Origin of the sequence: Collinsella sp. AF25-2LB (genome assembly GCF_003458415.1) — a bacterium.
Classification (GTDB): Bacteria; Actinomycetota; Coriobacteriia; order Coriobacteriales; family Coriobacteriaceae; genus Collinsella.
In genome coordinates, this window is sequence record NZ_QRUF01000002.1 from 80343 (window position 1) to 93571 (window position 13229).

General features: G+C 60.4%; 13 protein-coding genes. 12 read left to right on the plus strand and 1 reads right to left on the minus strand.

Going from position 1 to position 13229, the window contains the following annotated elements:
* Positions 1-76 precede the first annotated feature (76 nt).
* Genes efp through DWY51_RS01550 form a run of 7 tightly spaced genes read left to right on the plus strand, consistent with a single transcriptional unit; the run spans position 77 to position 5174 of the window.
* The gene (gene efp / locus DWY51_RS01520) at positions 77-640 is read left to right on the plus strand and encodes an elongation factor P (RefSeq protein WP_006233983.1); all 564 of its coding nucleotides are present in this window, start codon (positions 77-79) and stop codon (positions 638-640) included.
* A gap of 24 nt (positions 641-664) precedes the next feature.
* Positions 665-1027 (plus strand): Asp23/Gls24 family envelope stress response protein, encoded by a 363-nt coding sequence (locus DWY51_RS01525; protein WP_006233982.1) that lies wholly within the window; start codon positions 665-667, stop codon positions 1025-1027.
* 3 nt (positions 1028-1030) lie between these two features.
* On the plus strand, positions 1031-1618 hold the full coding sequence (gene nusB, locus DWY51_RS01530; protein WP_117769619.1) for a transcription antitermination factor NusB: 588 nt from the start codon (positions 1031-1033) through the stop codon (positions 1616-1618).
* 2 nt (positions 1619-1620) lie between these two features.
* On the plus strand, positions 1621-1860 hold the full coding sequence (locus DWY51_RS01535) for an exodeoxyribonuclease VII small subunit (protein WP_006233978.1): 240 nt from the start codon (positions 1621-1623) through the stop codon (positions 1858-1860).
* Positions 1861-1895: 35 nt separating this feature from the next.
* Positions 1896-2699, plus strand: a complete 804-nt coding sequence (locus DWY51_RS01540) for a TlyA family RNA methyltransferase (protein WP_233504596.1) — start codon at positions 1896-1898, stop codon at positions 2697-2699.
* Positions 2696-3556: an NAD(+)/NADH kinase gene (locus DWY51_RS01545; protein ID WP_035138200.1), complete on the plus strand. Its 861-nt coding sequence runs from the start codon at positions 2696-2698 to the stop codon at positions 3554-3556. Before DWY51_RS01540 ends, DWY51_RS01545 begins: the two co-directional genes overlap by 4 nt.
* Positions 3546-5174: a DNA repair protein RecN gene (locus tag DWY51_RS01550; protein WP_117769621.1), complete on the plus strand. Its 1629-nt coding sequence runs from the start codon at positions 3546-3548 to the stop codon at positions 5172-5174. The genes DWY51_RS01545 and DWY51_RS01550 overlap by 11 nt, the downstream gene beginning before the upstream one ends.
* 59 nt (positions 5175-5233) lie before the next feature.
* On the opposite strand, the gene DWY51_RS01555 is transcribed toward DWY51_RS01550, so the two are convergent.
* Positions 5234-6091 carry a MurR/RpiR family transcriptional regulator gene (locus tag DWY51_RS01555; protein WP_226790721.1) on the minus strand — a complete coding sequence of 286 codons (858 nt, stop codon included), beginning with the start codon at positions 6089-6091 and terminating at the stop codon, positions 5234-5236.
* Positions 6092-6363: 272 nt separating this feature from the next.
* Between DWY51_RS01555 and DWY51_RS01560 the strand changes: the two genes are divergently transcribed.
* From DWY51_RS01560 to DWY51_RS01580, 5 genes are all read left to right on the plus strand, one after another.
* Positions 6364-8367: a fructose-specific PTS transporter subunit EIIC gene (locus DWY51_RS01560; RefSeq protein WP_117769623.1), complete on the plus strand. Its 2004-nt coding sequence runs from the start codon at positions 6364-6366 to the stop codon at positions 8365-8367.
* Positions 8368-8893: 526 nt separating this feature from the next.
* A complete protein-coding gene (locus DWY51_RS01565) occupies positions 8894-9157 on the plus strand; it encodes an HPr family phosphocarrier protein (RefSeq protein ID WP_022094575.1) in 264 nt (87 codons plus the stop codon).
* A gap of 133 nt (positions 9158-9290) precedes the next feature.
* Positions 9291-10994, plus strand: coding sequence for a phosphoenolpyruvate--protein phosphotransferase (gene ptsP / locus DWY51_RS01570; RefSeq protein WP_035138206.1), 1704 nt, complete (start codon positions 9291-9293; stop codon positions 10992-10994).
* A gap of 74 nt (positions 10995-11068) precedes the next feature.
* Positions 11069-12001 (plus strand): 1-phosphofructokinase family hexose kinase, encoded by a 933-nt coding sequence (locus DWY51_RS01575; RefSeq protein WP_006233969.1) that lies wholly within the window; start codon positions 11069-11071, stop codon positions 11999-12001.
* Positions 12002-12190: 189 nt separating this feature from the next.
* Positions 12191-13123, plus strand: a complete 933-nt coding sequence (locus tag DWY51_RS01580; protein ID WP_022094572.1) for a 1-phosphofructokinase family hexose kinase — start codon at positions 12191-12193, stop codon at positions 13121-13123.
* The last annotated feature ends 106 nt before the right edge of the window (positions 13124-13229 follow it).

Sequence of the window (13229 nt, forward strand, 5' to 3'; positions counted from 1 at the left end):
CCGTCTGCAAGTGTATAATTTCTATCGTATGTAATTTGGACGCTTGTGCGTTCTGCCCATAACAAGAAAGGTCGCTATGCCTACCATTTCTACCGCCGACTTCAAGAACGGCCTCGGTCTCCGCATCAAGGACAAGGTCTACACCATCGTCGAGTTCCAGCATGTCAAGCCGGGCAAGGGCGGCGCGTTTGTGCGCTACAAGACCCGCGACATCAAGAGCGGCCGCGTCGTCGAGAACACCTGCAACGCCGGCACCAAGTTCGAGAGCGTCATGCTCACCACCCGTGAGTTCCAGTACCTCTACAACGATGGCACCGACTACATCTTCATGGACAACGAGTCCTATGAGCAGGTTCCCGTTCCCGAGGACATGGTGGGCGAGAACTCCAAGTGGCTGCGCGAGAACGACATCTGCCAGCTGCTCTTCGCCGACGATGAGCTCATGGGCGTGACCCCGCCGATGTTCATCGAGACCACTATCGTCCAAACTGACCCGGGCTTTAAGGGCGACACCGTCCAGGGTTCCACCAAGCCGGCCACGATCGACACCGGCGCTGTTATCCAGGTCCCCATGTACCTCAATGAGGGCGAGGTCATCAAGGTTGACACCCGCGACGGCAAGTTCGTCTCCCGCGTCTAGCAACCAACTCTTCTAGGAGGATTCATGCCCCAGGAAATCAAGATTGACGGCATCGGCATTTCGCCCGATGTTCTGACCGCCATCGTCTCGCGCGCCGTGTCCGATGTCGAGGGCATCGCCTCCGTTGGCGTCAAGGACCTTGCCACCAACCTTGTCTCCATGATGCTCTCGTCCAAGGCCCCGGCTTCCGAGCCGGCGGTCGAGGCCGAGGTCGTCGGCGACAAGCTCGCACTTACCGTGCGTGTCGTGGTGTTCTTTGGCTATCCGTTCAAGAAACTCGCCGAGGCCGTTCGCGCCGCCGTGGTCGCCGCCATCGATGCCCAGGTGGGCGTTGAGGTCGAGCGCGTTGACGTTTGCATCGACGGCCTCGTTTTCCCCAAGGAGTAACCTTTGAGCCTTAAGGTTTATCGCGGGCGTACGCTTGCCCGCAGTCAGGCGCTGCAGCTGCTGTTCCAGGCCGAGGCCACGGACAGCCCGCTCGAGCGCGTCCTCGAGGGTGATTTCCTGATTTCGAAGGGTCCCCTCGACCCCTATGCGCTGGAGCTGTGCCGCGGTGCCTACGAGCATATCGACCGCATCGACTGCGCTCTGCGTTCCGTTGCCAAGAACTGGGATCTTATGCGCATGCCCGGCGCCGACCGCAATCTGCTGCGTATCGCCGTTTACGAGATGCGTTTCCTCACCGACGAGGAGGTCTCGGACGCCATCGTGATCAACGAGGCCGTCGAGCTTGCTAAGGCCTATGGCACCGACCAGTCCGCGTCGTTCGTCAACGGCGTGCTGGGCAAGATCGCTCGCAGCGAGGAGCTGCCGGGCGAGGACCTGTACCAAGAACTGCTGGCCGAAGATCGCGCTCGCGAGGAGGCACAGGCTGCCGAGGCTGCCGCAAAGGTTGCAGCTGCTCAGGCCGAGGCTGGCGTGCTGGCCGAGGGCGCGGACGCTGCTGAGGCCGTCGAGGCCGACTCCGTCGAGGAGTAGTCATGCCAGAGGGTTCTGTCCGCAACTTTGACGAGATCTCGGACCGTTTGGATCAGATCATCGCTACCGTTCGCTCCAAGGATACCTCCTTGGAGCGTTCGCTCGATCTGTTTGACGAGGCGATTGAGCTGGGCTCCCGTGCGGTCGACATGGTCGACAAGTTTGAGCTGACGCCGCGTGAGGCCGACAAGCTCGAGCAGGAATACGATGAGGATGCGGCAAACGAATCCCAGGATAGCTAGGCCGCATCTCCGGATACGAATGGTTGATGGCATTCATGAAACGCGTGCGTCTTGATGACGAACTGATTTCACAGGGCATCTGCGCCGATCGCGCGGATGCCCTTCGCACTCTTATGGCTGGCTTGGTCTCGAGTGGCGGCGAGCGCTTGACTTCGCCGGGCCTTAAGGTGACCCCGGGCCTGCCGTTGCACGTGAAGGGGCGCATTCCCTATGTTGGCCGCGGCGGTCTTAAGCTCGAAGGCGCGCTTGATACGTTTGGTATCAATCCGACGGGCCTTGCCTGTCTGGATGTGGGCTGCTCTACCGGCGGCTTTACCGATTGCCTGCTCAAGCGCGGAGCTGCGACCGTTGTCTCGGTGGACGTTGGTCGCGCCCAGTTCGATTGGTCGTTACGTCAGGACGATCGCGTGACGCTGCATGAGCGCACAAACGTGACGCAGCTGCCTGAGCTTGGCTATGCCGGCGCCATCGACCTGGCTGTGTGTGATGTCTCGTTTACCAGCATCGCGAACATTATCGATGCGGTGCTGGCGTGCCTGGCGCCTACGGGTGCATTCTGCACACTCGTAAAGCCGCAGTTTGAGGCTCCGGCGGCGTTGGTGGGCGAGGGCGGCATTGTGACCGATCCCGCCGTGCGATGCGATACACTCGTGGCGGCGGTTGAGCTCTTTGCTGCCAAGGGCCTGTTCCCGGTCGATGTGTGCGTGTCACCCATTCATGGTGCCAAGGGCAACGTTGAGTTTTTCCTGTACGGCACGAGATTTGACCCCGGCGACCGCACGCAAGACGAGCTGCAATCCCAGGTATCGGTTTTGAGCGAGAAAGCTGCAACGCTATGAAGGTCTTTCTGGTTCCCAATTACTACAAGCAAGAGGCGGTCGAGAGCGGCCTGATGCTCGAGCTTTGGCTGACGCGCCAGGGCTATGAGGTCGCATGGGCTGCCGACCAGCGATCGAAGATTCAAAGCACGCCTGATATTGACGGCTCCGATCTGGTCATTACGCTCGGCGGCGACGGCACGCTGCTGCGCGCTGCCCGCATCCTCAACCATCGCGAGATTCCTATCCTCGGTCTTTCCTATGGTCACCTGGGCTTTTTAACTGCTGCGAGCCCCGAGGAGCGCGACATTCTGCAGGTCGTGAGCGACGCCCTTTCCGGCGAGCTGCACGTGAGCCGTCGCGCCACCATCGCTGCGGATATCGTGTCCGTGCGCGAAGACGGTACGAAGGATGTCGTGCGCACCTTCGCCCTCAACGACATGGCGCTTACCCGCGGTCCGCTGTCCGATATGGTCGAGTTCGACATCACGGTGTCGGGCCACCATATCGATCGACTGCGTGGCGACGGCGTGGTCGTGTCCACGGCGACTGGTTCTACGGGTTACGCACTCAGTGCCGGTGGCCCCATCGTGAGCCCCGACTATACGGGCATGGTCTGCGTACCCATTGCGCCGCACACCATTCAGGCCCGTGCCTTCTTGACTTCGCCGAGTGATGTCGTCGAAATCTTTATGTCCGATGATCGTCCGAGCGTTCCGGCGATCGCTATCGATGGACAGTTTATTACCTGCGACGGCACGGTCGAGAGCGTGGCCGTGCGCCGAGGCCCCGGCGATGTGCTGCTGCTCGATTACGGCCCCGAGAGCTTCTATAACTCGGTGAGCCGCGTATTCTACGGAGTCCGTCATGATCGATGAGCTGCAGGTTTCTAACATTGCACTCATTCGCGAGGCGACGCTGGTGCCGAGTGCCGGCCTGACTGTCCTGACTGGCGAGACCGGCGCCGGCAAGACCGCGCTGCTCTCGGCCCTCAAGCTTATTTTGGGCGAGCGCGCGGATTCGTCGACGGTGCGCGAGGGCGAGACGCTGGCGAGCGTCGAGGCACGCCTGTTTGACGGCCCGCACGACACGGAGGGCTTCACGGTCCAGCGCAGCCTTTCTGCCGAGGGCCGCAGCCGCGTGAAGATTGACGGCCGCATCGCCAGTGTGCGCGAGCTTTCGGAGTGCGTTGGCGTGATGATGGATCTGTGCGGCCAGCACGAGCACCAGCGCTTGCTCGATCCGGCGCATCACGTTGCGATGGTCGATGCGTGGGCGGGGCGCTCTGCGCTCGAGGCGCTGGATGTGTACCGCGCCTGCTTTAAGGCATCGCGCGCTGCCGCCAAGGAGGTTCGGCGTGTCGAAGAGGCCTCGCGTGCGCAGGGGAGTCGTGTCGAGGAGGCGCGCTTCGCCCTGGAGCGCATTGCCGAGGTCGACCCCAGGCCGGGTGAGTATGAGGAACTCGAACAACTGCTGCCGCGCTCCGAACATGCCGAGGTACTGGTTGCCACGGCTAATGATGCCCATGCATCGCTTGCTGCCGAAGGGGGAGCGCTCGATGCCGTGAACAGCGCCGTGGCAGAGCTTTCCCGAATGGCTACCGTCGATCGCAAACTGGGCGATATTGCCGATGCGCTTTCGGATGCCTGTATCTCCCTTGAGGATTGCGCGAACGAGCTTCGTGCCTATCGTGATGGCGTCGCCTTCGACCCGCGCGAGCTCGCTCGCATGCGTGAGCGGTATTCCGACCTCAAGGGCCTGTTGCGTCAGTGGGGTCCCACCATGGACGATGTTTTTGCCATGCGCGAACGCTCACAAGAGTTGCTGTCTCTGGTCGATGATGGCGATGAACAGATCAAAAAGGCGCGTGAGGCACTCGGGAGCGCCGAGCGCGAGTTGTTTGCCGCCGCCAAGGCACTTAAGCGCGCGCGGAATACCGCAGCCCCGCGCTTTTGCCACGAGGTCGGCCGTCAGATGGCGCGCCTGGAGATGGGTGGCGCCGAGCTCGTCTGGGAGTCGCGCGATCTTCCGCGTGCTGAGTGGACGCCCGTTGGTCCTTCGAGCTACGAGCTGCTATACCGCAGCGGTGCCGGTTTGACGCCGCGTCCCCTGCGTCGAATTGCGTCGGGCGGCGAGCTCAGCCGCGTCATGCTGGCAAGCAAGGTTGTCCTCGGTAACGCGGACGGTGTCGATACGCTGGTGTTTGACGAGGTCGATGCTGGTGTCGGTGGCTCCACGGCGCGTGCTCTCGCGGGCGTGCTGGCAGATCTCGCCGCTACGCATCAGGTGATTGTCGTAACCCACTTGGCGCAGGTCGCCGTCATGGCCGACAAACATTATGTTGTCAGTAAGGAACCGGGCGATGTTCCCCAGACGCATTTGGACGAGGTGACCGGCGAAGCGCGTACCGCCGAGATCGCCCGCATGTTGAGCGGCGATCAATCGGAGGCAAGCTTGGCCCACGCAAAGCAGATGCTCAAAGAAGCTCGAGGTTAGGTCGTATTAGCGGTGTTGATGGGACAAAATAGACTGAAATTTTTGTCCCACTACGCGTTTTACTCAACGACCTTATCCGGCTGGATGAGCTCCTCGTAGTAGCTGATATGTTCGCGAGCGTCTTCAATCTCGGGCAGCAGGAAGTTGTAGATGACTTCGATGATCATCGTGGCACTGATCTTAGAGAACGCAAAGTCGCCTGTCGTCAGCAGCGCTTCGTGGTTGACGGTATTAAAAGTGTAGTCTGCCAGACGCGCGAGCGGGGATTTGCTGTCGCTGCTTATGACGACTACGGTTGCGCCGCAGTTGCGAGCCGCTTTTGCCATACGATTCAATCGGCGCGATTTGCCGGAGTTTGAGATTAGCACGATGACGTCACCCGGTCGTAACGTGAGCGCAAAGCCGATTGATGTCTCGCTAATGGTGCTCGCCATGCAACGCAGGCCCAGCTGCGAAAACTTAAACGTCGCATCGAGCGCGACCGCGTTCGTATTGCCCACAGCTGCAAACTCAATAACCCCTGCATGCTTAAGGGCATGCACAACAGCCGCCAGCGTATCGTGGTCGATCCCGTCGATGGTCGCATTAAGCTCGCTCACCTTGGCAGCCAGGATGTTCTTGAGGCTCTGCTCCATATTATCGAGCGAGACCTCGTCAGTCAGGCCCTCGTTGCGCTGGCTTTCCAAATCCCTCGCCAACGAAAACTGAAAGCTGCGGAAGCTGCCAAAGCCAAGCTTGCGGCAGAAGCGCGAAACGGTCGCCTCGGACGTGGCGGCGGCGCGCGAGAGCTGAGCGGCCGTGAGGCGCGGCGCCTCGGACTGGTGCTCCAATATATAGTCGACAATGCGCTGCTCGGACTCGCTGTATCCCTGATGGGTGCTTATGAGGGAAAGTGCGCTCTTGCTACTATCGGTCATGGATGGCTCCTGGTTGGCATGAAAATCAAATTTGATTTGCAATGCCATAGTATACGGGCATTTCCAATTACAAGATACACCTTGCCGTTTCAAGTGTTGATGGTAAACTTTCACCTACCGTTTACGGTTATGAAAGAACCTTTCACCGGAGAATTGCACCTTGTCTCTTCTCACGCGGACGGTAGGTTGGTATCTTTCAGTTGTGGAAAAACGCGCATCGAAGCGCGTGTAGGGGAGCGCCCGCGGGCGCTGTACTCAAGAAGGAGGGACACATGGCTAAGTTTGACATCATCGCCGCCACCGGTTGCCCGACCGGCATTGCGCACACCTTCATGGCTAAGGAGGCGCTGGAGAAGGCAGCTGCCGAGCGCGGTCTGACCATTAAGGTTGAGACTCATGGCCAGGTCGGTGTCGAGAACGAGCTCACCAAGAGTGAGATCGCTGGTGCCAAGGCCGTCGTCGTCGCAGCCGACAAGGATGTCCAGGCTGAGCGTTTCGCCGGCAAGCCCATGGTTTCCGTTGGTGTTTCCAAGGCCCTGTCCGTTGAGGCCGCCGGTAAGCTGATTGACCGCGCGCTCGCCGCCAAGGGTGACGACACGGTTGCAGCTGCTGCCGACATCGAGGATGAGGTCGAGGAGAAGGAGTCCATCGGCCACGTCATCTATAAGCACCTCATGAACGGCGTCAGCCATATGCTGGTCTTCGTCGTTGCCGGTGGTGTTCTGACCGCCGTTTCGTTCCTGTGGGGCATTACGTCCTTCGATTCGACGGCGTCTGACTACAACAGCTTTGCTGCGATGCTCAAGATCATCGGCGGCATCGCCATGAACCTTATGGTTCCGGTGCTTTCTGCCTACATCGCCGAATCCATCGGCAAGCGCCCGGCGCTCGTCCCCGGCTTTGTTGCCGGTATGATCGCCATCCAGGGCCTGCCTGTTAACGCCGAGACCGGTATGATCGACGCCGGTGGCGCCGGCGTGGGCTTTGGCTTCCTGGGCGGCATCGTCGGCGGCTTCCTCGCCGGCTATGTCATCCTGCTGCTCGAGAAGGTCTTTGCCGGTCTGCCCAAGAACCTGGACGGCCTCAAGGCCATCTTCCTGTACCCGCTGTTCTCGACGGCTATCGTCGGCCTGGTCATGCTCGGCATTTCCGGCCCCATGGCTGCCATCAACACCGCCATGATGGACTTCCTCAAGGGCCTGTCCGCCTCTGGCGCCGTTGTCCTGGGTCTTGCCATTGGTTGCATGTGCGCCTTTGACATGGGCGGCCCGGTCAACAAGGCTGCTTACGTCACCGGTACCGCTATGCTCACCGAGGCACTGGCTGCTGGTGTTGGCACCGATACCTACAACTTCGGCACCAACTTCATGGCTGCCGTCTCCGCCGCCTGCATCGTTCCGCCGCTGATCACCACCTTTGCCGTCGTTGTCGGCAAGAAGTACTTCAGCCAGGAGGATCACGACGCCGGTGTCGTCAACCTCATCCTTGGTTGCACCCACATCACCGAGGGCGCCATTCCGTTCATGACCAAGAACATCTGGCCCGTTATGCCCATCATGATGCTCGGCTCCTCTATCGCTTCGATCCTGACTATTATGTTCAACGTTCACGATCCGGCGCCTCACGGTGGCTTCCTGGTCCTGCCCGTTGTCGAGAACGGTCCGCTTTGGGTCCTCGCGATCCTCATCGGCGCTGTGGTCGGTGGCATCCTGTTCGTGGCCTTCAAGAAGTACGACTTCGAGAAGAACCAGAAGGCCGCTCCTGCAGCCAAGCCGGTTGAGGCTCCCAAGGCCGCTGCCGTCGAGGCCCCCAAGGCCGAGGCTGCCGACTTCGTGAAGGTCGAGAATGTCTTTGTCGCCGAGGACTTCGCTTCTCGTGACGAGGCTCTGAGCTTCGTTTCCAACCAGGCCGTCAAGGCCGGTATCGCAAGCGACGCCGACGCCGTGATGAACGCCTTCCTGGCCCGCGAGGCCGAGGGCACCACGGGCATGATGGAGGGCTTCGCCATCCCGCATGCCAAGTCCGACGCCATTACCGAGGCTGCCGTCATCGTCGTCAAGGACGAGTCCGGCGTGACCGGTTGGGACACCATGGACGGCGCTCCCGTCAACGTGGCTATCGCCCTGCTCATCCCCGGTGCCCAGGCCGGCACTACGCACCTCAAGATCCTGTCCAAGGTCGCCGAGGCGCTCATGGACGAGGACTTCCGTGCCACCGTCAAGGGTTCCACCGACGCCGCCGAGATCGCCAAGACGATCAACGCCCGCCTGGTCTAATCCCGCAACACGCGAATACCATCGCCCCCTGTAACAAAGGCGGAGTCCCTTTCCAGGGCCTCCGCCTTTTTCATGCCCCTTCTTCTAACTTGCGGTAAAATAAGGACTGTTTAAACGTTTCAACCGCAAAATCAGTCCCTATTTCACCGCAACCTATAAAAGGGTATAGAGGGGGCTACCTATCAAGTCTTTGTCGCGAACAGTTCATCAGCCAGAATTCCGTTCGCACGATATTACTTTGGATCGACCGAGTTTCCGCAGCTCGCCCGCCCGGCGGGGCGATTAAGTTTGTCGCGAGTTCCGCACGCAAAGGAAAGCACTTAATGTGCTTTCCGTCTTGCGCAGGACTGTAGAGCAGCAAACTTAATCGCCCCGCCGGGCGGGCGAGCGCAGGGATACGACATCTGTCCAACAATTCGTGTGAAACACAATGAAAAACCGTTTGATGTGAGTTAATATAAACAACGTCGTGAATCTGACTCCTGCCACATGCATGACAGGGGTTAAACACAAAAAGGAGTCAACTATGGTTTCTGAGAAGGCTACCCTCGTTAATCCTCAGGGTCTGCACATGCGTCCGGCTGGTCTGTTCGCCTCCACCATGGGCAAGTACGCCTGTGACGTGACGGTCGTTACCCCCGAGAAGGAGGTCAACGGCAAGTCCCCGATGGCCCTCATGGCTGCTGGTATCCCCTGCGGCACTGAGGTCGAGGTCAAGTGCGACGGCGCTGACGAGGCCGAGGCTCTGGCTGCTGCCATCGAGCTCATCAAGAGCGGTCTTGGCGAGTAGAACTCAAACGGGTCGCATGTTGAACAACTAAGTTCATATTTGGGGGCGCAGTGACCTGTTGTAAGGTAGCTGCGCTCTTTTGTCATGGATATGGCAAAACGCTTTATCACATGACACGGAGAGAGGAATGGGAATGTATCAGGGAGTCAACGCTTCCGAGGGCATCGGTATCGGCACCGTCATGGTCGCCGTCGATCCCGACTTGACGTTTGAGCCGCACGAGGTTGCTGATTCGGCAGCAGAGAAGGAGCGCTATCAGTCCGCTCTTTCGGTCTTCTGCGAGAAGACCCAGGCTCAGGCCGACCATATGAAGGAGACGGTGGGCGAGGCCGAGGCCGAGATCATGAGCGGACACATTGTCCTGGCTCAGGACCCGGGCATGACTGACGCCATCAACGCCGCCATTGACGGCGGTACCTGCGCCGAGCAGGCGCTCATGGACACCTCGACCATGTTCGAGAACATGTTCCTGTCCATGGACGACGAGATGTTCCGTCTGCGCGCGGCCGACATCGCCGACATCCGCACCGGTATTCTGGCCGAGCTGCTGGGCAAGGAGGTCGTCGACCTCTCCGTCCTGCCTGAGAACACCGTCGTTGTCGTGCACGACCTCACGCCGTCCATGACCGCCACGATCGATAAGGCCCACGTTGCCGGTATCGTCACCGAGACCGGTGGCCGCACGTCGCACTCCGCGATCATTGCGCGCGCCCTTGAGATCCCGGCTGTCCTTTCGGTTTCCAACAGCTGCACCGCGCTGCGCAACGGTATGACCGTTGTCGTCGACGGCGGCAAGGGTATCGTTGAGGCCGATCCCGACGAGGAGACGCTCGCCGCCTACACCGCCAAGGCCGAGGCCTTCGCTGCCGAGAAGGCAGCCCTCGAGGCCTTCCGTGGCAAGCCGTCCGTGACTGCCGATGGCATCAAGAAGATCATCGCCTGCAACATCGGTAACCCCGATGACGTGCCCAACGCGCTCGATCACGACGCCGAGGCCATCGGTCTGTTCCGCTCCGAGTTCCTGTTCATGGACTCTGCTGAGCTTCCTTCCGAGGAGGAGCAGTTCAACGCCTACCGTAAGGTCGCCAGCGCGCTCAAGGGTGCTCCGGTCATCATCCGCACACTCGATGTGGGTGGCGACAAGGAGATCCCGTATCTGCATATGGTCAAGGAAGACAACCCCTTCATGGGCTTCCGCGCCGTGCGTTACTGCCTGGCCAATCCCGACCAGTACAAGGTCCAGCTCCGCGCTCTGCTGCGCGCTAGCGCCTTCGGTGACGTCAAGATCATGATCCCGCTCGTCACCTGCGTCGAGGAGGTCTTGGCTGTCAAGGAGCTCGTCGAGCAGTGTAAGGCCGAGCTGACCGAAGAGGGTCGCAAGTTCAACGAGAACATCGAGGTCGGCATCATGGTCGAGACGCCCGCCGCTTCGTTGCTCGCAGACCGTCTGGCCGAGGTTGCCGACTTCTTCTCCATCGGCACCAACGACCTGATCGGCTACACCATGTGCGCCGACCGTGGTAACGACACCATCTCCAACCTGTACCAGGTTTACTATCCCGCCGTGCTCCGCTCGCTCAAGAACATCATCGAGAGCGGCGTGAAGGCCGGCATCATGGTCGGTATGTGCGGCGAGGCCGCTGCCGATCCGCTGCTCGAGCCGCTGCTGATCAGCTGGGGCCTGGAGGAGTTCTCGATGAGCGCTCCGTCGATCCTGCGCGCCCGCAAGACCATCAGCCAGTGGACCAAGGCCGAGTGCGACGAGCTCGCCGAAAAGGCGCTCGCCTGCAACACTGCCGCCGAGGTCAAGGCACTGCTCGAGTCCGCAGCTCGTTAATTTGGTATCAGAGGTAACCGCGTGGTTGGAATGGGCCGGCCACGCGGCCCTCACATATACAGGGGGTACTGTAAATGTTCTACACGCTAACTGCTAACCCGGCTGTCGACATGACGGTTTCGAGTTCTCCGCTCGAGCCCGACGAGAACGTCCGCACCGGCTCGGCCAGCTACACGGCTAACGGCAAGGGCCTCGACGTGTCCTTCGCCTTTAAGAAGATGGGCGTCGACACCGTCGCGCTCGGCTTCTTCGCTGGCTTCACGGGCAAGTTCATCGTCGAGGAGGTCATGAACCTGGGTTGCCTCTGCCGCCCGGTCTGGACCGACGGTATCACGCGCATTAACACCTACGTCAACGATGGCCAGCACGAGTACGGCATCCTGAACCCGGGTGCTCCGATCACGCCGCAGCACCAGGAGGAGCTCTACAACATCCTGGACACCGCGGGCGATCTCGAGTGCCTGATCGTTTCCGGCTCCGTGCCTCCCAAAGCTACGCCTGACTTCCTGGCTCAGGTCATGGAGCACGCTCAGGCTCGTGGCGCCGACGTCGTCCTGGACCTGTCCTCCGATAAGCTCAAGGAGCTCGCTCACAAGAAGCCGCTGCTCATCAAGCCGAACCATCACGAGATGAAGGCCATCTTCGGCGTGCCGGTCGACACCGACGACGAGGTTCGCGTTGCCATGAAGATGGCTCACGACGCTGGCGTTCAGAACGTGCTGCTCACCCGTGGTAGCCGCGGCGACGCTTACTTCTCCAACGGCGAGGACATCTGGTACGCCAAGCGTGAGTTCAACATCAAGCTGGTTTCTTCCGTCTGCGCCGGCGACTGCACCCTCGCTGCGTTCCTGCACAAGTGGTACAGGGATCGCGACAACGTCGAGGAGGCCATGAAGCTCGCTATGGCCACCGGCGCCAACGTTGCCGAGTCCGTCGGCATCGGCGACTTCGGTCACGTCGACGAGTACAGCAAGCGCGTTGCTGTCCGCAAGCTCGATCGTCAGTAATCGAAACGCGACATATTCGTGCGCATGCGGCGCCCCGGTTTCGGCTGGGGCGCCTTTTTTGTTCCGTCATTGGAGAGAGATGTTCTGCCGTACTTCATCGCTTCCACACCGTTCACCGAGTTGTCCTAGCCTTTTACCGATGGGTGGAATATACTTTCATCAACACGTTGCTTCGTGAAAGGAACATTCATGATTTACACGCTCACTGCAAATCCCGCCATTGACTACAACATCGCCTGCGACGGCCTTGCTGCCAACACCGTCACGCGTACCCGTAACGCCGTCTACACGCCCAACGGCAAGGGTCTCAACGTCTCGTTCACCCTCGATCACTACGGTGTCGACACCACGATTCTGGGCTTTTTCGCCGGTTTCTCGGGTGAGTTCATCGTCAAGGGCGCCGAGGCCCTGGGCGTGCCCGTCAAGCCCGTGTGGACCGACGGCATCACGCGCGTCAACGTGTTCCTCAATGCCGGACCCGACACCGAGTACAACATGGTCAACGCCGGTGCCGCCATCAACGAGGCCAACGAGCAGGAGATGTTTGAGCTCATCGATTCACTCGATGACATGACCTGCCTGGTCATCAGCGGCTCGCTGCCTCCCAACACTTCCGAGGGCTTCCTGGCCGAGGTCCTGCGCCGTGTCAAGGCCAAGGGGGCCGAGTTCGTCCTCGACATCTCGAGCCATCAGCTGGCAGACCTCATTGCCATGGAGCCGCTGCTGATCAAGCCCAATGACGACGAGCTGCTCGACATCTTTGGCATTAAGGTGAGCGGTGGCGACGATGAGTCCGTCAAGGGCGCTATGGCCGAGCTGCACGCCAAGGGCGCCAAGAACGTGCTGCTGACCCTCGGTGGCGCCGGTGCGTACTTCTCCAACGGCGAGCACATCTGGTTTGCCAATCGCACCTTCGACGTCAAGCTGCTGTCGACGGTGTGCGCCGGCGATTCCTCGCTCGCTGCCTTCCTGTCCGTATGGCACGACGCTCCCGAGCGAGTCGAGGACGCCCTGCGCCTTTCGATGGCTACCGGCGCCAATGTGGTCGAGTGCCCCGGTCTGGGCGATTTTGCCAAGGTGGACGAATATAAGAAGCACATCGAGGTTCGCCAGGTCTGCTAGCAGCATCGATACGTCGTTGCCGAACACCCGCTTTGGATTACCAAGGCGGGTGTTTTTTTGCGCGCTGAACGTATGTGGCGTCTGCTGTCACGTTTTATCTAATCGA